Raw genomic sequence first — 21,154 nt, forward strand, 5'->3', positions numbered from 1 at the left:
GAAGCGCCATGCGGGTTTTGTTTGTCGTTCCTTACTTAGGCGCGAAATACGGGGGGATTGCAAAGGTGGTCACGGAGCTTGCCCAGGCGGTTGGTCAGGCAGGAGCGACCGCCGACATCGTCACCACCGACGCCGACGGCGACCGCCGCCGCCCGGTGACGCACCACACTTGGCTTCTGGAAGACGGCTACCGGGTGATGTATTTCCCCTGCCGGCATCGCAAGGATTTCATCCTTAGTCCCTCACTGGCGCGATGGTGTTGGCGTTATGGTCGCGGCTACGATGTGGTGCATACGCACTCCATCTTTGCGCCGCTGATCGCCGCCGTACAGTGGGGGTGCCGCCGACAACGCATCCCGTACGTCACGACACCGCATGGGATGCTTGAACCGTGGGCGCTCGCCTACAAAGCGTGGAAGAAGCGTTTGTATTTCAACTGGATTGAACGTCCGGCGTTGTGTGGAGCGCGCTTGATTCAGGCGACCGCTTCGCAGGAAGCCGAACACATCGGCCGGCTCAACCTCGGCACACCTATTGAACTGATTCCCAACGGCCTGCACCGAGCGGAGTTTGAGACGTTGCCCGACGGCGAGCCTTTTTACGCGAACCACCCGACCCTGCGCGGCAAGCGTTTGGTGTTGTTTTTCGGGCGGATTGATCCCAAAAAGGGACTTGACCTGCTTGCGCCGGCCTTTGCGCGCGTGCACGCCAAGCATCCGGAGACGCATTTGCTCGTGGTTGGACAGGACAACGTCGGCTTTCTGCCGCGCGCCAAACAGTTCTTTATTGACGCCGGTTGTATGGAGGCGGTGACGTTCGTCGGCTGGATGAGCGGGCCGCCGCTCTACGCGATGCTGCGCAGCGTCGCGGTGCATGTTGCGCCTTCCTATTCCGAAGGCTTTAGTATGGGCATTCTGATGTGCTTGGCGGCGGGCGCGCCGACCGTGATGACGACCGGCTGCAACTTCCCGGAGGCCGGCGCGGCCGGCGCGGCGCGCATTGTGGAGGCTTCAGTGGAGGCCATCGCGGACGCACTGGACGGGCTGTTGTCTGACCCGGTTGCGGCGCAGGCGATGGGCGCGCGGGCGCGGGACTTTATTCTCAACAATTACACTTGGGATCGGGTGGCGCAGAAGTTGCTGGCGACGTACGAACGCATCCTTGCCGCATGACGACGGTTGACCTATCGCGCTTTGACAACGCTTGGTATCGTCCGGGGCCGATGTTCAAACGGGCGCTGTGGATGTTGGTCAACGCCTGGGTGTTCAAATCCGACCTGCCGTACCCCTCGGCGTTCAAGGCGGCGCTCTTGCGGGCGTTCGGGGCGCGGATTGGGCGCGGCGTCGTCATCAAACCGAACGTCAACATCAAGTACCCGTGGTTTCTCTCCGTCGGCGACTTTACGTGGATTGGCGAAGGCGCGTGGATTGACAACCTCGCCCAAGTGACGATTGGTGCGCATGCCTGCATTTCACAGGGGGCGTACCTGCTGACAGGCAACCACGATTACACGTCGCCGTGCTTTGACCTGATAACGGCGCCGATTGAGATCGCCGACGGCGCGTGGGTGGGAGCAAAAAGCATTGTTTTGCCCGGTACGCGCCTGGAAAGCCACGTTGTCGTCGCCGCCGGGAGCGTCATTGGCGGAAAAACCGAGCCGTACGGGATTTATCGTGGTTGCCCGGCGCAGTGGGTGCGCCGGCGGATCATTCGCCAAGCCGACGCCGCCGACCCAGTGGCTGAAACCGTCCCATGAACGACGCCGCTTCCGCTGTGACACCGCCACAGCTGGTACAATCCCCCGTCGCGCCGCCCAAAATCCTGATTTTGACGCACTACTTCCACCCGGAAACGGCCGCCGTCGCGCAGTTCACGACGGAAATCGCCCAAGACCTCGCCCGACGCGGCTGTGAAGTCACCGTCGTCACTAGCCGTGCGCCGTACCAGCGCAATGCGCCGCGCTTGCCGGCCAATGACCGCCTCGGCCCAGTACGCATCCGCCGCGCGCTGGGGACGCGCTTCGACAAACGCCGCCTCTGGGGGCGGATGTGCAACTTGGCGACCTTTATCGCCGGAGCCGCTGTTGAACTGACCTTGGGATTTCGCGGCTACGACGTTCTGCTGGTATGCAACGCGCCGTTGCTGGGAGCGGTCGGCTGGCTGGGGCGGCTGCTTCGGCGACGCCCCTATGTGTGCGTCGTGGAAGATATTTACCCCGACCTCGCCGTGCGCTTCGGCGTGATTGGGGAGCATTCGCTTATCCGCCGTCTCTGGGACGCCGTCAACGCGCGCGTCTACGCCAAGGCCGCCGTCGTCGTGACGCTCGGCGAGCGAATGCGCGCCACGCTCGCCGCCAACCATGCGCGTACGGGCCGGCCGCCGCTGACCATTCGCGTCATCCCAAGCTGGGCCGACGGCGACGCCATTCGTCCGCTGCCGAAAACCGACAATCCCTTCGCCCGCGAACACGGAACGCACGACAAACTGACCATTCTCTATTCGGGCAACATGGGGCTGGCGCACGATCTGGAGACGGTCATCGCCGCCGCCGCCATGCTGCGCGACGATCCTCGTTTTTTCTTTCTTTTCATCGGCGACGGCGGCAAACGCGCGCGTCTGGTTCAAATGGCGACCGAAGCACGGTTGACCAATGTGAAATTCCTGCCCTACCAGCCGCTTGAGCGTCTGCCGCTGTCGCTGACGTGCGGGGATGTCTCCGTGGTGACGATGGAGCCGGCCGCCGAGGGTTTAATCATTCCCAGCAAGATTTACGGTTCGCTGGCGGCGGGGCAAGCGATTCTGGGTTTGGTAGGCGAGGCGACCGAAGTCGCCGACATTATTGAGCGGCATCAGTGCGGCGTTCGGGTGTCACCGGGCGATGTGACGGCGCTTGCGGCGGCGCTGCGTCGGCTGGCGGATGACCCAACGACGTTGGCCGCGATGCAGCAACGCGCGCGGGCGTGTTTCGAAGCCCACTTCCGCCGTGAGATGGCGCTGGATGCCTACTGGGAAACCATCTTGACGGCGACAGGACGAGTCAAGGCCAGCGTGTAAAAAAGCAGAAAAAGAAAAGCGGGAGATGCGCTTGGCGCATCTCCCGTGGAGTTTGCTGTGCGGCGTCGGACTAGAACTGATACCGCACGCCGACCTGGAACTGAAACACCGAATTGCCCAGCGTGTTGTTGAGCAAGAGCTGACCTAAGCGGGGGCTGGCTGGGTTGCGCTCACGCAGTGAGAGGAAGTTCGGGTTGAGTGGGACGTTCGCCTGCGGAATGCCGCAGTTGCGCTGCGCCGCAATCAGGGCGTTGCCCGTCAGACCGGCGAAGTTGCACATGCTCGTCACCGCCGCGCCGCTGTACTGCAAGCCCATCAGGTTGAAGATGTTGAAAAACTCGCCCGAAATCGTGACATTCTGCGATTCAGTAATCTTGAACCGCTTCTGCAAACGCAGGTCAACGTTGTAGATCGGACGATTGCGGAAGGCGTTGCGCGGAAATGGCTCGCCTGGCGCACGGTACGGCCGGTCAAGTAGGCCACCCGCGCCCGCGCCCAGTGTGCCGTCGCGGTTGACATCAGCTAAGCCGCCGCCAATGTTGCCCACAATTGCATCAACCGGGAAAGCGGATTGCAACCGAACGATACTCGACACTTCAAAGCCGTACGGCAGGAAGATAACCGGATTGACGACAAACAGATGCCGCCGGTCAATGTTCGAGAAACCGCGCTCGGCGCGCAGGTCAAAAGAGTTCACCGGGAACGAGCCGCCCGCTTCGCGCTCGTTGTCATCGTCGGAGCGGTTGTCCGACAGCGTGTAAAAGGCCGAAAACTGCCCCCACTTGCGCTCAAACTTCGTCCGCAGCACCATCGCGCGATACACCGACCGCGCCGTAGATTCGCGTACCGTAAGTTGCCCGACACCTAGGTTCGGCCGCGTCGCAAACGGTGCCACTGTCGGGTTGAAAATCGGCCGCAGCGAGATGTCACCCGGAATGTTGTCCGGGTTGATGCGCGGCGCAGGCAGATTCAACTGCCGGTTGCGCTGGAGGTACACCGTGTTGATATACGAGAAGTCCACTCCCACCGTTAGGCCGCGCGCCAGTTGATACTCGTAACCAAAGTTGGCCTGCACCGAACGCGGGTTGCGGAAGTCTTCAGCAATAAACAACGGCGACGCCGCCACCGCCAGTGAGAACGGCGTTGCGCCCGCCGGCAGAAACTGGTTCAGAATGTTCGCAATCTGCGTCAGCTGCGCTGGCGTTACCGTCGGCAGGGCGCTCAACTGGAAGTTGTTGAGGTTGATGCCCGCCAGCAGGAGTTGACGAAACACCGTGTTTGGCGCAGCACCCGTTCCCATGACCGCCCGATAACCAGCCGTCGCCGGCGAAGCGTCAAACGCCGCTTGGTTGAAGCCAGCCGGCAACGCAAACGGAATTTGCGCCGACAGGTTGCCCGGTGGAATACGGAAGTTGTTTGTAGCGTCGGCGAAGAGCAACAGCGGCGTCGTCGCATAATAGATGCCGCCGTTAGCACGGAAAACCGACTTGCCGTTGTTGAGCGGGTCCCACGCGATGCCCACGCGCGGCGCAAATTGGTCAGTGGCATCGGGAATCGTCGTCGGGTTGCGCCGGAAGCCGGGGGCGTCAATCGGGTACTGCACGCTGCGCACAATGTTCACCAAGTCGGTGTTATTCGTCGCCGGGGTTGGGTTGTATTGCCCTTCCCAGCGCAGCCCGTAGTTCAAGGTGAAGTTCGGGCGAATGCGCCACGAATCCTGACCAAAGAAAGCCAGTTGGTGAACCGTGTACTCGGTGAAGCGGTTGCCGATCTGCACGGTGTAGTTGGCCGGTACGTCAAACCGCCCACGCTGCGCTGTCGGAGGCGCGCCCGGCGGTACAACCGGCACCTGCACGGCGTTAATGACCGCCAGCGTCGTGTTGGCGCCGATAAGCGAATAGGCCCCAAACTGGTTGAAACCGAACAACTGAGTGGCGAAGACCCGGCTGTACTCAAAGCCGAACTTCATTGTGTGGTTGCCGGCCAGGAACGTCAGGTTGTTGACGAACTGCGTCCGCGTGTCGTACTGCGTCGTCGGCAGAAAGTTGACCGCGCCCACGTTGCCGATGAAGCTGTTAAAGGTCGGACGGCTGGAGTTCGAGCCGCGCGGACGATCCTCCCGCGCGAACTGAAAGCGAAACTCGTTGAACAGGCTCGGCGTGAGCGTCGTGTAAAGCGACACGACGCCGATGTTGTTCCGGTTGCGCTCTGCGCCGTTGTTCGCCAGCGAGCTGCTAGTGATCGGAAAGATTTGCGGCCCGGTGGAGTTCGCGTTGAGCGCACGGTTGTAGCTAAAGTTGTAGCGAACCGTCAGCAGGTTTTTGCTGTTGATTTGCCAATCAAGGCGCAGAAGCGGCGCCCAAGCGTCGTTGGTCTGCTCAAAATTGCCTTGCTCGCTGACGTAAAAATCATAGACCGCTCGCTGGGATGGTGTCAGCGTCGCCGGATCAACCAGCGCCAAGTTGGAGAAAACCGTGCTGCGCGTCTGACGCAGGATCTGCTGCTCGTACGCGAAGAAGAAAAACAGCTTGTTCTTGAAGATTGGCCCACCGATGGAGCCGCCGAACTGATGCTGCGTCGGCGCAGCATTGATGCGCCCAGTGATGCCCTGATTACGAAACTCAGCTTCCTGAGCGCGGAAGAAATCGTTAGTGCGCGACGCTTCCTGCGGACGGATCAGATAAAAGGCTGTGCCGTGGAACTCGTTTGTGCCGCTCTTTGTGACGGCGTTGACCGTCCCGCCGGTAGAGCGGCCGAACTCGGCCGAATAACCCGCTGATACCACTTGGAACTCGCGGATGGCCTCCTGCGGAATCGTAAACGCCGAGTTGGAGCGTTCGCCGCCGCGAATACCGCCGAAAAACGGCTGGTTGTAGTCCATCCCGTCCACGTTCACGTTCGCGCCGTAGACGCCGCGCTGACCAGACAGTGAGATCTGCTGCCGGCGCGGTTCCACCTGGGCGTTAGGTGCCAGCGTCACAAAGTCTTGGAAACGCCGACCGTTGATGGGTAGGTTTTGGATGGCGGTGGCGTTCTGAATGGCGTCGGCTTCGCTGCGGGTCGTCTGGATACTGACGCCACTGGCCGTCACCTCAATGACTTCGCCGGCGACGGTCCCGACGCCCAGTGTCAGGTTGAGATTAAATGTCCGACCGACAATGACCGTGACGTCCTCCACCGTGGTAGCAGAGAAGTTGGTCGCCTCGGCCGTTACGGTGTAGTTGCCGACCGGCAACTGGACAAGGACATACTCGCCGTTGGCTTTTGAGGTCGTGGTTTGCTTGAAGCCGGTTTTTTTGTTTTCAGCCGTTACGGTGGCGTTGGCGATGGCCGCGCCGGTTTGGTCAACGACCACGCCGGCGATCTGGCCGGTCGTCGCCTGCGCTTGCGCCCACGTTTGCGCCGGGAAGGCCAAGCCAAGCGCCGCCGCAAGCAGCCAGAGCCACTTCAGTCGCAGAACATCTCGCATGATGATTCTCCCTGTAAGACAAAGGACAAAATTCCGACGGAGAGAACGCACCTTGCGCGGAACGACAATCTCTTGCCGACCACCGTTTACTCAGAACGCCTTCTCCGCCGCCTGGAACCTTTTTGCAAAGTTCAGTTGGCGTCAACAGCCAGTCGGTTCGCCATTATTCGCACTCATGTGAACACAATGTGAACGGACAGGTAAAGTCCTTCCTGTCGTTTCGCGCAAACAGGCTGCAAAAAGACCGAATTCCTATTGGTTTGAAAATGATGACTTTAGACCTGAAGCATTCCGTGCATGACCGTCACGGCGCGGCCGCCGAGTGTGACGCGCGCGCCGCGATCTTCAACTCGCACAACGCCGCCGCGTTTTGACGCCTGAAAACCGACAAGTTTCGTCCTGCCGAGCTTGGCGCTCCAGTACGGTGCTAGCGAACAATGCGCCGAGCCGGTGACAGGGTCTTCGCCGACGCCCTTCGCCGGCGCAAAGAAGCGCGAAACGAAGTCGTAGTCAGGTTCGCCTTCGTGGGCGGCGGCGCGACAGGTCACGATGACGCCCCACTTAGGCAACGTCGCCAACAGTCGCAAATCGGGTCGAATGCCGCGTAAGGTCGCTTCATCCTCGACCTCAACCAGATAGTTGGATTCGCTTGCGCCGACATAAGCCAACGGTACGCCCAGCGCCGCAAACAACTCCATCGGCGCAACCGTCGGCGTCACCGGAATGGCAGGGAAGTCCATCTCAATGTCACCGTCCGCATGCCGGACGCACGTCAACGGCCCGCTTGCCGTGTGAAACACGACTACGCCGTCGGCGGAGACAAGCCCCTGTTCATAGAGCACATGCGCCGCCGCCAGCGTCCCGTGACCACACAACTGCACTTCGGCCTCCGGCGTAAACCACCGCAACCGCCACCCGCCTTCCGCTTCCTCCGGCAGGACGAAGGCCGTTTCCGACAGATTCATCTCCAACGCGACGGCCTGCATCAAGCGCGGGTCAATCGCTGCTTCCAGCAGGCACACGGCCGCCGGATTACCTTGAAAAGGCTTGTCCGTGAAGGCGTCCACGGTGATGACTTGAATCGGCATGATGGCGACTCCTCAGAGTGAAGCGTATGAGTACGCTGGCGGTGCGCCGCCGTTTAGACGCGGTTCAGCGTCATGACCAGAAACAACAGGGGAAGATAAACCACCGACGCTCGTAGGACACGCTTGGCCGCCAAATTCGTGCGCGTCCGCGCTAGCGTTAGGCAGGATTGCAGAAACAACCCGCCTAACAGCAGCGCCCCGACCAAATACACCCAACCAGACAGCCCAAACCAGAACGGCAACAGACTCAAGCCGACCGTTGCCACGGCGGTGACAAGCGTTTGCCGAATGGTGCGCCGGCCGTCGGCTTCAATCACCGGCAACATGCCAATGCCCGCCCGCCGGTAGTCTTCGCGGTACATCCACGCGATGGCGTAGAAGTGCGGAAACTGCCAGAAGAACATGATGGCGAAGAGCGTCCACGCCTCCAGTGAGAGCGTCCCGGCGGCGGCGGCCCACCCGACCAACGGCGGCATCGCGCCGGGAAACGACCCAATGGCCGTGGAAAGCCACGTTCGCGTTTTGAGCGGCGTGTAAATCCAAACATAGCCAATCGCCGTCGCCAACCCCAGCAGCGCCGTCAGCGGATTCACCGTCGGGCACAGGTACGCCTCGGCGGCCGTCGTCAGCGTGACGCCAAATAAGAGCGCCTGCCATGGTGTGACCTGTCCGCTGGGGATTGGGCGTGTCGCCGTCCGGCGCATTTTGCCGTCAGCGTCATGCTCCATCCACTGGTTGAGTGCCGCAATCCCGCCCGAAAGCAGCCCAATCCCCACCATGGCGTGGAAAAAGCGTCGCCAATCGAAGTCGCCCGGTGTGCCAAGGATGAAACCGAAGGCGGCAATCAGGATGACCTCGAAGGTAATGCGCGGTTTGGTCAGCGCCCAGTACGCTGTCAAGCGCTCGCGGAGCGCAGGCGTCAACAGCGGCGTTGGAAAAGCGGCGGCAAAAGACTTTGGCATAGCGAATCAAGAACGGCGGCGCAGGGCTACTGCTGTTTCAAAATCGGATCGGAAGAGTACAGCGACGGTATCTCGTGCGTCTTCTCGCGGGTGAGGTAGTCGGAAAACGTCAGCCCGAACAAAACCAGCAGAAAGAAAAACGAGCCGATGACGACCGTCCGCGTCAGCCATTTGCTGTAAAGGACGTGCATGAAATACAAGATGATGAGCGTGGCTTTCGCCACGGCGATGGCCAGCGCTACCGGTGTATTGAACGGACCCAAATCCATGCTCGCCGTCCAGACCGTGGCGACCGTGCCGATCACCAGCGCCGCAAACACCCTCAGGCATGTCGCGGCTGAAATGCTGTGGTGGGCATGGTCACCCCCATGCGTTTGATGTCCGGTGTGATGGTTCGTTTCGTGCGCCATAAAACACCACCTCGTCAGTGATGACCGCCGCCGCCCGGCGGCAGGTGCGCGCCCAGCAGGTACAGCAGCGGGAAAAGGAAAATCCAAACCAAGTCCACGAAGTGCCAATACAGCCCGAACATCTCCACCGGGTTGTAGTATTCGGGCGAGTACTTGCCCCAGTAGGCCGTGAGGAAAATCCAAATCAGCAGACCTAAGCCGACGACCATGTGCAGGGCGTGCAGGCCTGTCATGAAGAAGTAGAGGAAGAAGAACATCTGCGCACCGTTGGCCAGTTCAGGCGCGCCCGTCCACCGGAAGTTCAGACCCGGAATGTCGTGGTCGAGGTAGTGGTGCTTGTACTCAAAGTACTTCACGACCAAAAACAGCGTCCCAAAAAAACCGGTCGCGGCGAGAAAGCCCAGCAAGCCGCCACGCTGCCCCTTTTCGGCGGACGACACGGCGAATACCATCGTCACGCTGCTGATGATGAGGAACAGCGTATTGAGGCCGCCCAGTTTCCAATCCATGCGGGAACTGGCGACCATGAAGGCGTCGGGAAACTTGTGCCGATAGACGGCGTAGGCCGTAAACAACGCGCCGAAGAGCAGAATTTCCGTCGCCAGAAAGAGCCACATGCCGATGGTGGCCGACTCTTTCTGCTGCTCAATGGTGTAGAAGTGATGGGCGACAGGGCTGTGTGCGTTAGACAACTTCGGCCTCCCTTCCTTTGCCGGTCGTCCCTACGGGTTGCGCGAGGCCGCCGGTCAGCTTACCAGTGTGCCGGGTCGGCTGCGCTGGGCGCACCGGATAGTTGTAGGCTTCTTCAGTGACAATCGGCTGCTCGAAGAAGTTTTCGGGCGGCGGCGGTGAGGTGGTCGTCCACTCCAGACCCTTGGCGCGCCACGGATTGGCGGCGACCTTACCGTAGCGCAACGACCAGATGAAATAGATGAGCGGGAGCACGTAGCCCACGCCCAGAATGGACGACCCAGCCGTGGACATCACGTTGAGCACCTGAAACTCCGGCGCATAGACGTGGTAGCGGCGCGGCATCCCTAGGTAGCCGATGATGAACTGCGGGAAAAACGACAGGTTGAAGCCCACAAACACAATCAGCGCGCTCAACCGGCCCCACCATTCGGGATACATCCGACCAAACATCTTCGGCCACCAGTAGTGCAGCCCGCCGAAGTAGCCCATGACCGCGCCGCCCACCATGATGAGGTGGAAGTGAGCGATGACGAAGTAAGTGTCGTGCAGGTGACGGTCAAGCCCCATCGAGGCCAAAAACAGCCCCGTTAGCCCGCCAATCGTGAACAAGCCGATGAACCCCAGTGCGTAGAGCATCGGCGTGTCATATGACACCGAGCCTTTGTAGAGCGTCGCCGTCCAGTTGAAGACCTTGACCGCCGACGGGACGGCTACCAAGTAGCTTAGAATCGAAAACAGCATGCCGGCGTAGATGGACATGCTGGAGACGTACATGTGGTGGCCCCACACGATGAAGCTGAAGATGGCGATCATCAGCGAGGAAACGGCGACGAACTTGTAGCCGAAGACGCGCTTCCACGTGAACGCCGAAATCAGTTCGCTCACCACGCCCAAGCTCGGCAAAATCATGATGTACACGGCCGGGTGGGAGTAAAACCAAAACATGTGCTGGAAAAGCACCGGATCGCCGCCCAGCGCCGGGTCAAAAATGCCAACGCGCGCAAACCGCTCGACGGCGACCAGCACCATCGTGATGCCCAGCACTGGCGTGGCTAGGACCTGAATAATGCTTGTCGCGTAAAGCGACCAGATAAAAAGCGGCAGGCGAAACCAAGTCAGCCCCGGCGCACGCATCTTGTGGATGGTGACAATAAAGTTCAGCCCCGTCAGAATCGAGGAAAAGCCGGTGAAAAACACGCCCAGCGTCGCCGCGATGACGTGCGTGTTGGCAAAGGTTGTGCTGTAGGGCGTGTAGAACGTCCAACCCGTGTCAATCCCGCCGACAGCCACCACCCACAGGGTGAACAGCGAGCCGATGACGAAGATGTACCAGCTCAATAGGTTCAGCTTAGGAAAGGCGACATCCTTCGCCCCAATCATTAGCGGGATCAAAAAGTTGCCCAGCGTCGCCGGAATCGAGGGCACGAGAAAGAAGAAAATCAGGATGACCCCGTGCAGCGTGAAGAACTTGTTATAGGTGTCCGCATTGAACAAGTCCGCCTGCGGCGTCAGCAGCTCAAGCCGAATGAGCAGCGCAAAAAAGCCGCCGAGGAAAAACATCAACGTGATGGAAACCATGTAGAGCAGACCGATCCGCTTGTGGTCGGTCGTGAACAGCCACGATTTCCAGCCATAGTGCGAGTTCAGGTAATGAATGCGCGGTAGGGAGACGTTTTCTTCAATCATGGCGTCACTCAGGGCGGGTTGCGTCCCGCCGACGGGCGAAGTCAGTTAGATTTCAGGCGCGCGCCTTCCGGTGTCGGGCGCGACGACGGTGCAGCAGGTGTCGACGCCGAAGGCGTCGGCACGCTGGGTTTGACATTGCCGGTCGGCAGGGTCTGATCGGGGTTCTGTCCGGCTGGACGCGGCGCCGGCGCGGTCGGCGGCGCGACCGGCTCAAACTGGTCGTACTTCTTGCCCAAATGCTTGATGTAAGCCACCAACTCAATGATTTGCTCCTCGGTCAGTTGTCCATCGTAACCGGGCATAATGTTGTCGTATCCGGCGGCGATCTTCGCGCCCGGCTTGAGGATGGACTCCCGAAGGTAGTTCTCGTCCGCCGTGATGACTTCGCCAGTCGTGAGCTGGACGTTGCGCCCGTATAAGCCCGGTAGGTACGGCGCTCGCGCTTCAGCGTCGCCCGTATGGCAACCGTTGCACGCCAGCTTGTTGAAGAGCGCCTCGCCGCGTAACGCCAACGAGCCGGTCGCCGCGCCGTTGAGCCAGGTCTGATACTCGTGCGGCTCAAGCGCCACCACCGAGCCAATCATGTTGGCGTGTTCCGTCCCGCAGTACTGCGAGCAGAACAAGTGGTACTTCCCCGGTTTTGTCGCCTGAAACCACACTTCGGTGTACCGCTTGGGGATGACATCCATGTGGATGCGGAACGCCGGAATAAACACGCTGTGGATGACATCTTCCGACACCATCACCAGTTTGACCGGTCGCCCAACCGGAATATGCAGCGTGTTGATTTCGCGCTGGCCGTCAGGATGCTGAAACTTCCACATCCACTGCCGACCCGTGCAGGCAATCTCCAACGCGTCCTTCGGCGCTTTGGCGTCTTGGAAATACAGCCACGCGCCCCAGCCGAAAAACGACATGAAAAACAGCGACGGAATGATGATCCACGCCCATTCCAGCGCGATCGGTACGTGGGATTCTTCGGCAAGTTGGTCTGGCGTGCGGCGGCGGTACTTGACGGCGAAGTAAAAGATAAGCAGCACAATGGCGATGGAGACGCCGCCGCACACCGCGAGCATGAAGAAATACAGCCGATCCACATTGGGCGCGTTGGTCGAGGCCTGCTCTGGGAATAGCGGCAGGCGGAACACTGTGGCCGCCCAGCCGAAAAACGTAGTCAACAAGGTCAATAGCATCATGACAGAACCCCTACTCAGCGTTGGCCGTTTTAGCGGTCGCCGCCAACGTTTGCCGTTCTTTCCGTTCCTGCCACAGGAAGTAACCGATCAGGCTGCCCAGCGCGAGCACCGTCAAAACAGCGGCAATCTTGACAACCGTCAGAATGATGGGGGTGTAGCGACCCGTCACCGGATCGTAGTGGAAGCAGTAGAGCAGAACCTGTTCAACTGGGCTGCCGATCTTGCCCTGCGATGACTGAACGAGCGCAAAGCGCAGGTCATTGGGACGGTACTCAACGCCGTAGAAATAGTGCGACAGCTTGCCCTGCGGCGTGGCGACCATAATCGCGCTGGCATGGGCGTACTGCTGGGTGGCTTCATCCCAGGCGTAGCGAAAGCCCAGCGCCGCCGCCAGCCGCGACACTTCCTCCTCGCGCCCAGTCAGAAAGTGCCAGCCGTGTTCCGTGCCGGGGCGTCCATAACGCTTGAGGTAGCTCTGTTTCTTGCCGGCGGCGAGTTCGGCGGTCTCACGCGGGTCAATGCTGACAATGACGACTTCAAAATCCTGTCCCGGCATGTAGTGGACATCCCGCAGACCTTTGATGACGCCGTTGATGATCTGTGTGCAGAGCATCGGGCAGGTGAAGTACACCGGCGCGAGAATGACCGGCTTATCCGTAAAGTACGTGCGCAGCGGGCGCTCAACGCCAGTCTCATCCCGCAGTTGGACATCCAGCGGCAGCTGCGCGCCAAGATTTTGCGTGACGCCGATTTGCTTGAGCAGTTCCGGGGAACCCGACGGCCTCCCGTTCCGCTGTGGGATTTCAACCTGTTGCCCGACGCCGTACTGGGCCAGCGCGACGGAAACGCTCAACCAGCAGCCAACCACTGTCAGCAGCACGACTTTGAGGACGTGTTTCATAACCTTACCCTGTCTTTCAGTGCGCTCCGTGCAACGCTCCGGGACTGTCTTTGGTCGGATTGGGCGCGGACGGTGACTGGACGGATTGATTGACGGCCGCCGGACGCGGCAGCGGACGACCCGAATTTGAGTCGCCGGAGTGCCGCAGCACTTCTTCCTTGTCAAACAGCGGCGCGCCCGTCCCACCAGGACGCTGGACGCCGGTCGGCGCATTGAACGCCGTCACCCGGTTGCTGCTCGGCAGTCCGCGCTCCAGCGTGAGCTGCATCGCGCGCTCAATCGGAATGTGGACGATGCCTTTTTCCTTCGAGACCCAGCCGTAGCTCCGCAAATGGGCGTCTTCCTTCGCCCGCCAAGCGCGCATATCGGCTTCCGGCGACTCCTGCAGCGGCGGTTCATGGTCGTTGACGACGCGCGGTTCATCTTTGGCGCGCTCCGTCTTCGGCTGGGCCACGCGCCGGCTGCCGCGTTCATCCAGATAGCCGTACAGCATATTGATGACCACGGCGCAGCAAATCGTGAAAATGAGTACTGCGATTCCAACGCCGAATACGGCTTTGATGTTGGCGTCGCTTTGCTCGAAGCCGACGCCGTTGGGTGGTTCGTGGTGATTGGACTTGTCGTGCTTAGTGTCCGCCATGCGCAAACGCCTCCGTCAGGCGGGGATCATGCCGGGGGAGCAGCGGTCGTTGCTGAAGATTCCGCAGGTAGAACCACACCCAAACGCCGCCGATGGCCAGCGGAGCGGCGACATCCATCCACGACAGGCTGAAATGCGACAAGTGTTCAACCGCGTGGAAGCCGTGTCCCGCGTCATAAGCCGGCTTGATCCACCAGAACAGGTCCACCATCCGCATAAAGATGATGAACGCGCCGACGTAAATGAGTGGCTTGCCGGGGTCCTTGACCTGCCGCTGGAGCAAGACGGCAAACGGCAGCATGAAATGCCCCACCAGCAGGCTCGCCGCCACATAGCCCCAACCGCCGTTGAGCCGGTTCAAGTACCACGGCGTTTCCTCCGGTAGGTTGCCGGAATAGGTGATTAGGAACTGCGACAGCGAGGTGTAAGTCCACAGCATCGTGAACGCCAGCATTAAGTTCCCGAAGTCGCGGAAGTGCTTAGAGCTGATCAGCCCCTTGAACGGCGCGTTGTCCGCCATCAGCGTCACGACGGCGACCGTGAAGCACACCGCCGACAGCAGATTGCCCACCATGTTGATGAGCGGATACATCGAGGAAAACCAGTACGGCTCCAGCGACATCAGCCAGTCAATGTTGGAAAACGTCATCGTGATGGCCATGACGAGCAATCCCGGACCGCTCAGGTTGCGCAGCTTTTGCGCCAGCTTCTTGTCGCCGCTCTGGTCCTGCTGGAGCGACCAGCGGCTTAGAAAATGCGCCCACACGATCCAGACCGTGAAATAAAACGCCAGCCGCCCAAGGAAAAATGGTACGTTGAGGTAGGTGGCTTTGTGGTGCAGGTGGTGATCCGCTTCGACCCGCGCCGTGTCCGTCCAGATGTACAGCTTGTTGAGCAGCACGCCCGCGAGAATCGGTAGGAAAAACAGCGCCATCAGCCACATGTTGCGGACGGCGGCTTCCATAGTGCGGCGTCCAAGAATGCCCCAGCCGCCGCCGGTGAGGTACTGAATCATCAGCAGCGCCATCGCGCCGAGCGTCACGCCGTTCCAGAACGTGAAGGCAAACAGGTAGGCATGCAGGAACTGCCGGAAATCCAAAACGGCGGCGACCACAGCGGCTACCACGCCCAGCACGCCGACAATGAGCGCCGGCGTTTGAAACCGCATCACGGCCGACGGTACGGGGGCGTCCCACTGCACTTGCGTCGCATCGTAGCTCATCAGTGCACTCCTCCCGAATGTGGGGCTGCGGGTGCGGCGGTCGGTTTCGCCGTCGCGGGGGGCGGGGCGTCAAGGTCTTTTCGATGTTCGGCCGGTACGTCCTCAAGGCGCGCGTTCTGACTTAGTTGCAGCGCTCGGACATACGCCACAATTGCCCACCGGTCAGAGACCGGAATCTGATGCGCGTGGCCAGGCATCGCACCGTAGCCGTTCGTAATGACCGAAAAGTAGTAGCCGACCGGCTTCTCGCGGGTTTCCGGGTCGTGGAACGACGGTGGAGCGGAAAAGCCGCGCTGCACGACCATCCCGTTGCCGTACCCGGAAAACCCGTGGCACATTGTGCAGTAAATCGTGAATCGCTCCTGCCCGCGCTTCAGCACTTCTTCGGTAATGGGGAAGGGAAACTCAGTCACGTAGTCGCCGTTTTCCTTACGCCCCAGAAACACCTCCGGGTCGTCGCGCAGAAAGCCGCGCGCGACCGTCCCGGCCGGCAGCGGGCGCGCCGATGACCGGTCGTTGAAGATTTCGCTTCGCTCCAGCGGATCGTAGCGAGGTTGGTAGCTCATTTTCTGCTTGCAGCCCGCGCCGCCGGCCAACAGCGCCGCCACGACGCCCGCCCGGAGCGCCTGTCGCCATCGGCCCGGCCGTTTACTCGTCCTCGACATCGTGAATCTCCATCGGCTTCAGCCCTTCAAGAAACTTGTGAACCGCTTCGAGATCAAACTTCGGGTCGGCCGATTCAATACACAGGAAGAACCGACTCTGACTCGCCTGGGAAAAGCTCGGCACGTTGAACAGCGGGTGGTGTGGACGCGGCAACCCGTTGAGCGCCAGCATCGCCAGCACACCCGTAAACGCCGCGAACGCCACCGTGCACTCGAAGGTGATGGGAATGAACATCGGCCACGCATAGAGCGGCCGTCCGGCGATGTTCATCGGGTAGTGAATCAGGTTGGCGTAGGTCTGCATGCCGAACCCAACGCACGCACCGATTAACCCGGCGAAGAACACAATCTTGGAAATCGGGTTTTTGTGGTCGTGCATGGCGTCGGCCAGCTCTTCGATGGGGAAGGGCGAATAGGCGTCATACTTGCGATAGCCAGCCTCATGCGTGGCGCGGGCCGCCGCGACCAACGCTGCCGGCGACTCAAACTCGGCCAACACGCCGTAGTAACGCGGTCGGGTGCTTGGCTTCATAACTTCGCCTCTCCTTTCTGGAGCGCGCCGCTCGCGCCCGGCAGGAGCATCTGCATCTCGGACATCGAAATCATCGGCAGCAGCCGAATGAATAAGAACAGCAACGTCAGGAAGAAGCCCATCGTGCCGATGTAGAGCGTCCAGTCCCAGAACGTCCCGGCGTAGGTGCCCCAGCCCGACGGCAGGAAGGTGCGGTGCAGGCTGACGACAATGATGACGTACCGCTCTAGCCACATGCCGACGCTAACGAACATCGAAATCCCGAACAGCCACCAAGCGTTGCGCCGGATGCGCCTCGACCACAGAAACTGCGGCACGATAATGTTGCACACGATAAGCGCCACGTAGAGCGTCCAGTACGGCCCCAGCACGCGGTTGTGCACCATAAACTGCTCGTACTCGTTGGCGCTGTACCAGCCGTAGAACAGCTCCATAATGTAGGCGTAGCCGACCATGTTCCCAGTCACGAGCGTAATCAGCCCCATGTTTTCGAGGTGCTTATCGGTGATGAAATCCTCCAGCCCGTAGACCCAGCGCACCGGAATCGCCAGCGTCAACACCATGGCGAACCCGGCGTAAATCGCCCCGGCGACGAAGTAGGGCGGGAAAAACGTCGCGTGCCAGCCCGGAATGATGGATACCGCAAAGTCGAAGCTGACGATGGTATGCACCGACAGCACGAGCGGCGTCGAAAGTCCCGCCAGCAGCAGGTAAATGGATTCATACCGATGCCAGTGCCGCGCCGAGCCGCGCCAGCCAAGGGAGAAAAACCCGTAAACGGTCTTCGTAAACCAGTTGCGCGCCCGGTCGCGCATCGTCGCCAGGTCGGGAATCAGGCCGACGTACCAGAACACCAGCGAGACGCTCGCATAGGTCGAGACGGCGAACACATCCCACTCCAGCGGGCTGCGGAACTGGGGAAAATACATCCCCATCGTGTTCGGGTAGGGAAAGAGGAAGTAGGCGTACCATGGCCGCCCAAGGTGCAGCACCGGAAACAGCGCCGCGCAGGCGACGGCGAAGAGCGTCATCGCTTCCGCAAAACGGTTAATCGAGGTGCGCCACTTCTGGTGGAGCAGAAGCAGAATCGCCGAGATGAGCGTCCCGGCGTGGCCGATGCCAATCCACCAGACGAAGTTGATGATGTCGAACCCCCAGCCGACCCGGTTGTTGATGCCCCAGACGCCGACGCCCTTGTAGAGCAGGTAGCTGATCGAGCCAAGCATCATCATGAAAATCATGAACGAGATGCCAAACCCGACTAGCCAGCCAAGGGTCGTCCCGCGCAGGAGGACTATGGCGCTGATCTTTTCGTTAATGCTGGCGTAGGTGTGTCCGGGGGCGATGACCGGCAGCCGACTGGTCGGCGACACGGATGGTTCAAATTCGTTCGACGCTGCCATGCGATTCCTCGCTCCTATGCTTCATCAGTGACCTGACGAATGGCCGTCTGTGGACGCGCCGTGCGCGTCGCCGCCGTGATGTCCGCCGTGGCCGGCCGCGCTCTTGCGCGCCGGAGCCAAGTCGGGATGGACGTTGCGCACTTTCGCCAGATACGAGGTGCGCGGGCGGACGTTGAGTTCCGCCAGCAGACCGTAGTTGGTCGGCTCCTTGCGCAACCGGGCGACCTGACTGTTGGGGTCGTTGATGTCGCCGAAGATGATGGCCTGCGTTGGGCAAACCGCCTGACAGGCCGTGATCACTTCGCCGTCCAGAATGCGCCGGTCTTCCTTTTCGGCCTCGATGCGCGCCGCGTTGATGCGCTGGACGCAGTAGGTACACTTTTCCATCACGCCGCGCGTCCGCACCGTCACGTCGGGGTTGCGGCCGAGCTTCAGCACCGGCGTGTCATAGTCCGAATAGTGTAGGAAGTTGAACCGGCGCACTTTGTAGGGGCAGTTGTTGGCGCAGTACTTCGTGCCGACGCACCGGTTGTAGGTCATCTCGTTGACGCCTTCCGGGCTGTGCGTCGTCGCGGCGACCGGGCAAACCAGTTCGCACGGCGCCATCTCACAGTGCTGACACATAACCGGCTGGAGGTGCAGCGCAAGGTTCGGATCGTTCGGGTCGCCAGCGTAGTACTGGTCAATGCGAATCCAGTGCATTTCGCGTTCGCGCAGCACCTCGGCTTTGCCGACAATTGGAATGTTGTTTTCCGCCGTACAGGCGACGACGCAGGCCTGGCAGCCGATGCAGACGTTCATATCCACGACCATGCCCCAGGCGTAGCCCTGCGAATAGTCGTCGGGCGGCTCAAACAGCGTCAGTTTGCGCGCCTTTGGGTCGTCAAATTCCGTGCGGGCGAACGTCGGGTCAGAGAGGTACTCAGCCAGCGTCGCTTCCCGGACGAGTCGGCGGCGCTCAAAGGCTCCGGCGGCTTCAATTTCCCAGTGCATCTGGGTGCAGGCGAGCCGCATGGTCTCGTCGGTCTTGACGACGCTGGCGCCGGCGGCATGCCACAGCGTCTCGGCGGCGCGCAGCGCGTTGGCGTTGAAGCCCGCGCCGTTGCCGACGCTCCCGGCGCGCTCGCGGCCGTAGCCAAGGTGAATCGTCAGCGTGTCGTCGGGATGACCCGGCAGCACCAGTGCTGCACCGCGTACCTTACGTCCGCCGACAGTGACCTCGACCACAGGGTAGGGGTCGGTATCATGCGTCCGCACGACGCCCAGTTTGGCGCCGGTGCGCGGCGACACAATCACGGCGTTGTCCCACGTGAGTTTCGTCCGGGGCTTGGGCGTCTCTTGAAGCCAGCCGTTGTTGGCGAAACGCCCATCGTAAATCGTCGGATCGGGCCGGAAGACGACCTCCATCCCGCCGGTGGACGCCGGCGGAAGCGTCTTCATCGCGTCGGCGACGTTGCCGGTAAACGCAACTTCCACCGGCTTGAAGGCGGAGTCCGCCAACAGGCCGTCGTGCAGCGTGCGCCGCCACTGCTTGTCAAAGTCGCTTTGCAGGCCGACAGCATTGCGCCCGACTTGGAGCGTCCCGGTCAGTGTCGGCTCAAATGCTCGGCCGGATTTCAATAGCGCTAGGTTGCGCTGCCAGAAGTTGCGGACAATTTCATCCGCATTTTGGTTGAACTCGCCTAGAAACGCCGCCAGCAGTTCGAGCGGCGACTTGGTTTCCTTGTAAAGCGGCGCAATGAGCGGCTGCTGAACAGAAACCGTCCCGTCGTGTGCGCGGGCGTCGCCCCACGTTTCAAGGAAGTGCGAGGCCGGAATGTGCCAGTGGCAACGCGCCGAGGTTTCGTCGAAATACAGGCTCAGATGAACCGAGAGCTTGACCTTCTGCAGGCCGCCGGCGAAGTCCACGTCGGCGGCCGCCGTGTAAGCCGGGTTGCCGTCCAGAATGACGAGCGTTTCAACCTGCCCGGCGTGCATCTCGGCGACCAGTTGACGAAAATCAGCTTCCTGCTCGGTCGGGGCGATTTCAGGCGGGTCGGTGTAAACGAGGGTTTTCCCAACGTTGCCGAGCTTGGCGTTGACAGCGTGCGCCAGCGCGTGCAGCGCCGCTGGCTGGTAGTCGCCGACCAAAAACACGCTCCTGCCCGCATGAGCCTGAAGGTCTTTGATAAGCGTTTCAACAAATTTGACGTGCGCGGCGGGCGGCTGCGCAGGGCGTCCGGTTTCGACACCCAGCCCGACGGCGACGGCGTTGGCGATTTCAATGAGTTCGCTAGGGCGGACAGCGATGCGGTGGTCAGCCACCGTGCCGGTCGCAGTCGGCGTACATTCCACCATGTAAAGCCGTGACATCCGCTTGGTTGCTTCCTCTCCGAAGCGGGCGCGTCGGCGGCGACTGAAGTCGTGGGCGTAGCGGACGTTGCCGGGGCCGGCGGCAAGAAAGTCGGCGTCAAAGGCGGCGACGACATCGGCGGCTTCAAACCGGTACTGTGTGGCGACAACGCGCCCAAAAGCAAGTTTGGCTCCGGCGCGAACGGCGTCGCGGTGACATGGCTCGTATTGAATCCACTTGGCTTTTGGAAACTCGGTCAGCACGCGCCGAATTTGCGCCCCCAGCGTCGGCGAGACGACGGTTTCGGTCAGAATCCGCAGACCCGCGCCTTGGTTGGCGCGATGTTGATCAAGCGACTTGCGCAGGTCGCGCAGGAACATGTCGTAGGGGCGGGCGTCGCCGTAGTAGCGCGTCGTCTGGGAGCGATCCGGGTCGTAGAGCGTCAGGATGGCGGCCTGCGCGAACAAATCTGTCGCGCCAAGGCTGGCCGGGTGGTCGGGGTTGCCTTCAATCTTGGTCGGGCGGCCCATGTGGCTTTCGACAAGCACGCCCGTTGTGAGCGGCCCCATACTGAAGGTGGAGGCGTAGAAAAGCGGCTTGCCCGGAACAATCTCCTCCGGCGCTTTGACGTACGGCACGATTTTGCCGTCGTCGGGGTAGGCGCTACAGGCGGTCAATCCAGCTAGACCGAACGACGCGCCCATGATCTTGAGGAAGTGGCGTCGGTCGAGGGCGTCGCCCAGCAGAGCCGCTTGGCGTGGGAACCGCTCAACGAGCGCGGCCTGCGCCTCCGGGTCGGCCAGCAGGCGTTCAATGCCGCGCCAGTGTGCGGGTTCGGGCAGTTTGGCGACGGGCGAGGTGGGGACAGACGAACGGACAAGATGATCGGTCATGGCGTCGC

17 protein-coding genes are annotated in these 21,154 nt (G+C 61.1%); 3 read left to right on the top strand and 14 right to left on the bottom strand.

Annotation, left to right across the window (positions count from 1 at the left end):
* Positions 1–8 precede the first annotated feature (8 nt).
* From NZ585_04630 to NZ585_04640, 3 genes are read left to right on the top strand one after another with little or no spacing between them, the layout of a single operon-like run.
* Positions 9–1,172 (top strand): glycosyltransferase, encoded by a 1,164-nt coding sequence (locus tag NZ585_04630; GenBank protein ID MCS7079322.1) that lies wholly within the window; start codon positions 9–11, stop codon positions 1,170–1,172.
* Positions 1,169–1,756 (top strand): WcaF family extracellular polysaccharide biosynthesis acetyltransferase, encoded by a 588-nt coding sequence (locus NZ585_04635; protein ID MCS7079323.1) that lies wholly within the window; start codon positions 1,169–1,171, stop codon positions 1,754–1,756. Before NZ585_04630 ends, NZ585_04635 begins: the two co-directional genes overlap by 4 nt.
* Positions 1,753–3,054: a glycosyltransferase family 4 protein gene (locus NZ585_04640; protein ID MCS7079324.1), complete on the top strand. Its 1,302-nt coding sequence runs from the start codon at positions 1,753–1,755 to the stop codon at positions 3,052–3,054. Before NZ585_04635 ends, NZ585_04640 begins: the two co-directional genes overlap by 4 nt.
* 70 nt (positions 3,055–3,124) lie before the next feature.
* On the opposite strand, the gene NZ585_04645 is transcribed toward NZ585_04640, so the two are convergent.
* From NZ585_04645 to NZ585_04710, 14 genes are all read right to left on the bottom strand, one after another.
* Positions 3,125–6,523 carry a TonB-dependent receptor gene (locus NZ585_04645; protein MCS7079325.1) on the bottom strand — a complete coding sequence of 1,133 codons (3,399 nt, stop codon included), beginning with the start codon at positions 6,521–6,523 and terminating at the stop codon, positions 3,125–3,127.
* 275 nt (positions 6,524–6,798) lie between these two features.
* A complete protein-coding gene (locus NZ585_04650) occupies positions 6,799–7,611 on the bottom strand; it encodes a PhzF family phenazine biosynthesis protein (protein ID MCS7079326.1) in 813 nt (270 codons plus the stop codon).
* 53 nt (positions 7,612–7,664) lie between these two features.
* A complete protein-coding gene (gene cyoE, locus NZ585_04655; GenBank protein ID MCS7079327.1) occupies positions 7,665–8,573 on the bottom strand; it encodes a heme o synthase in 909 nt (302 codons plus the stop codon).
* A gap of 26 nt (positions 8,574–8,599) precedes the next feature.
* Positions 8,600–8,983 carry a cytochrome C oxidase subunit IV family protein gene (locus NZ585_04660; GenBank protein MCS7079328.1) on the bottom strand — a complete coding sequence of 128 codons (384 nt, stop codon included), beginning with the start codon at positions 8,981–8,983 and terminating at the stop codon, positions 8,600–8,602.
* A 14-nt stretch (positions 8,984–8,997) separates the two neighbouring features.
* A complete protein-coding gene (locus NZ585_04665; GenBank protein MCS7079329.1) occupies positions 8,998–9,675 on the bottom strand; it encodes a cytochrome c oxidase subunit 3 family protein in 678 nt (225 codons plus the stop codon).
* Entirely contained in the window at positions 9,668–11,362 is a 1,695-nt protein-coding gene (locus NZ585_04670; GenBank protein MCS7079330.1) for a cbb3-type cytochrome c oxidase subunit I, read from the bottom strand. The genes NZ585_04665 and NZ585_04670 overlap by 8 nt, the downstream gene beginning before the upstream one ends.
* Positions 11,363–11,403: 41 nt before the next feature.
* Positions 11,404–12,558: a cytochrome c oxidase subunit II gene (gene coxB / locus NZ585_04675; GenBank protein ID MCS7079331.1), complete on the bottom strand. Its 1,155-nt coding sequence runs from the start codon at positions 12,556–12,558 to the stop codon at positions 11,404–11,406.
* A gap of 10 nt (positions 12,559–12,568) precedes the next feature.
* Positions 12,569–13,459, bottom strand: coding sequence for an SCO family protein (locus NZ585_04680; protein ID MCS7079332.1), 891 nt, complete (start codon positions 13,457–13,459; stop codon positions 12,569–12,571).
* Positions 13,460–13,475: 16 nt separating this feature from the next.
* The gene (locus NZ585_04685; GenBank protein ID MCS7079333.1) at positions 13,476–14,099 is read right to left on the bottom strand and encodes a hypothetical protein; all 624 of its coding nucleotides are present in this window, start codon (positions 14,097–14,099) and stop codon (positions 13,476–13,478) included.
* Positions 14,086–15,321 carry a hypothetical protein gene (locus tag NZ585_04690; protein MCS7079334.1) on the bottom strand — a complete coding sequence of 412 codons (1,236 nt, stop codon included), beginning with the start codon at positions 15,319–15,321 and terminating at the stop codon, positions 14,086–14,088. The genes NZ585_04685 and NZ585_04690 overlap by 14 nt, the downstream gene beginning before the upstream one ends.
* On the bottom strand, positions 15,321–15,986 hold the full coding sequence (locus NZ585_04695; GenBank protein MCS7079335.1) for a cytochrome c: 666 nt from the start codon (positions 15,984–15,986) through the stop codon (positions 15,321–15,323). Before NZ585_04695 ends, NZ585_04690 begins: the two co-directional genes overlap by 1 nt.
* A complete protein-coding gene (locus NZ585_04700; GenBank protein MCS7079336.1) occupies positions 15,970–16,518 on the bottom strand; it encodes a DUF3341 domain-containing protein in 549 nt (182 codons plus the stop codon). The genes NZ585_04695 and NZ585_04700 overlap by 17 nt, the downstream gene beginning before the upstream one ends.
* Entirely contained in the window at positions 16,515–17,921 is a 1,407-nt protein-coding gene (gene nrfD, locus NZ585_04705) for a polysulfide reductase NrfD (protein ID MCS7079337.1), read from the bottom strand. The genes NZ585_04700 and nrfD overlap by 4 nt, the downstream gene beginning before the upstream one ends.
* Positions 17,922–17,945: 24 nt before the next feature.
* The gene (locus tag NZ585_04710; protein ID MCS7079338.1) at positions 17,946–21,146 is read right to left on the bottom strand and encodes a TAT-variant-translocated molybdopterin oxidoreductase; all 3,201 of its coding nucleotides are present in this window, start codon (positions 21,144–21,146) and stop codon (positions 17,946–17,948) included.
* Between the last annotated feature and the right edge of the window lie 8 nt (positions 21,147–21,154).

It is taken from the genome of Chloracidobacterium sp., from assembly GCA_025057975.1.
Taxonomy (GTDB): domain Bacteria; phylum Acidobacteriota; class Blastocatellia; order Chloracidobacteriales; family Chloracidobacteriaceae; genus Chloracidobacterium.

What these genes read in the sequence shown, in the direction of transcription:
- NZ585_04630 (MCS7079322.1), top strand. Translation starts at nt 9, where the DNA reads ATGCGGGTTTTGTTTGTCGTTCCTTACTTAGGCGCGAAATACGGGGGG.
- NZ585_04635 (MCS7079323.1), top strand. Translation starts at nt 1,169, where the DNA reads ATGACGACGGTTGACCTATCGCGCTTTGACAACGCTTGGTATCGTCCG.
- NZ585_04640 (MCS7079324.1), top strand. Translation starts at nt 1,753, where the DNA reads ATGAACGACGCCGCTTCCGCTGTGACACCGCCACAGCTGGTACAATCC.
- NZ585_04645 (MCS7079325.1), bottom strand. Translation starts at nt 6,523, where the DNA reads ATGCGAGATGTTCTGCGACTGAAGTGGCTCTGGCTGCTTGCGGCGGCG.
- NZ585_04650 (MCS7079326.1), bottom strand. Translation starts at nt 7,611, where the DNA reads ATGCCGATTCAAGTCATCACCGTGGACGCCTTCACGGACAAGCCTTTT.
- cyoE (MCS7079327.1), bottom strand. Translation starts at nt 8,573, where the DNA reads ATGCCAAAGTCTTTTGCCGCCGCTTTTCCAACGCCGCTGTTGACGCCT.
- NZ585_04660 (MCS7079328.1), bottom strand. Translation starts at nt 8,983, where the DNA reads ATGGCGCACGAAACGAACCATCACACCGGACATCAAACGCATGGGGGT.
- NZ585_04670 (MCS7079330.1), bottom strand. Translation starts at nt 11,362, where the DNA reads ATGATTGAAGAAAACGTCTCCCTACCGCGCATTCATTACCTGAACTCG.
- coxB (MCS7079331.1), bottom strand. Translation starts at nt 12,558, where the DNA reads ATGATGCTATTGACCTTGTTGACTACGTTTTTCGGCTGGGCGGCCACA.
- NZ585_04680 (MCS7079332.1), bottom strand. Translation starts at nt 13,459, where the DNA reads ATGAAACACGTCCTCAAAGTCGTGCTGCTGACAGTGGTTGGCTGCTGG.
- NZ585_04685 (MCS7079333.1), bottom strand. Translation starts at nt 14,099, where the DNA reads ATGGCGGACACTAAGCACGACAAGTCCAATCACCACGAACCACCCAAC.
- NZ585_04690 (MCS7079334.1), bottom strand. Translation starts at nt 15,321, where the DNA reads ATGAGCTACGATGCGACGCAAGTGCAGTGGGACGCCCCCGTACCGTCG.
- NZ585_04695 (MCS7079335.1), bottom strand. Translation starts at nt 15,986, where the DNA reads ATGTCGAGGACGAGTAAACGGCCGGGCCGATGGCGACAGGCGCTCCGG.
- NZ585_04700 (MCS7079336.1), bottom strand. Translation starts at nt 16,518, where the DNA reads ATGAAGCCAAGCACCCGACCGCGTTACTACGGCGTGTTGGCCGAGTTT.
- nrfD (MCS7079337.1), bottom strand. Translation starts at nt 17,921, where the DNA reads ATGGCAGCGTCGAACGAATTTGAACCATCCGTGTCGCCGACCAGTCGG.
- NZ585_04710 (MCS7079338.1), bottom strand. Translation starts at nt 21,146, where the DNA reads ATGACCGATCATCTTGTCCGTTCGTCTGTCCCCACCTCGCCCGTCGCC.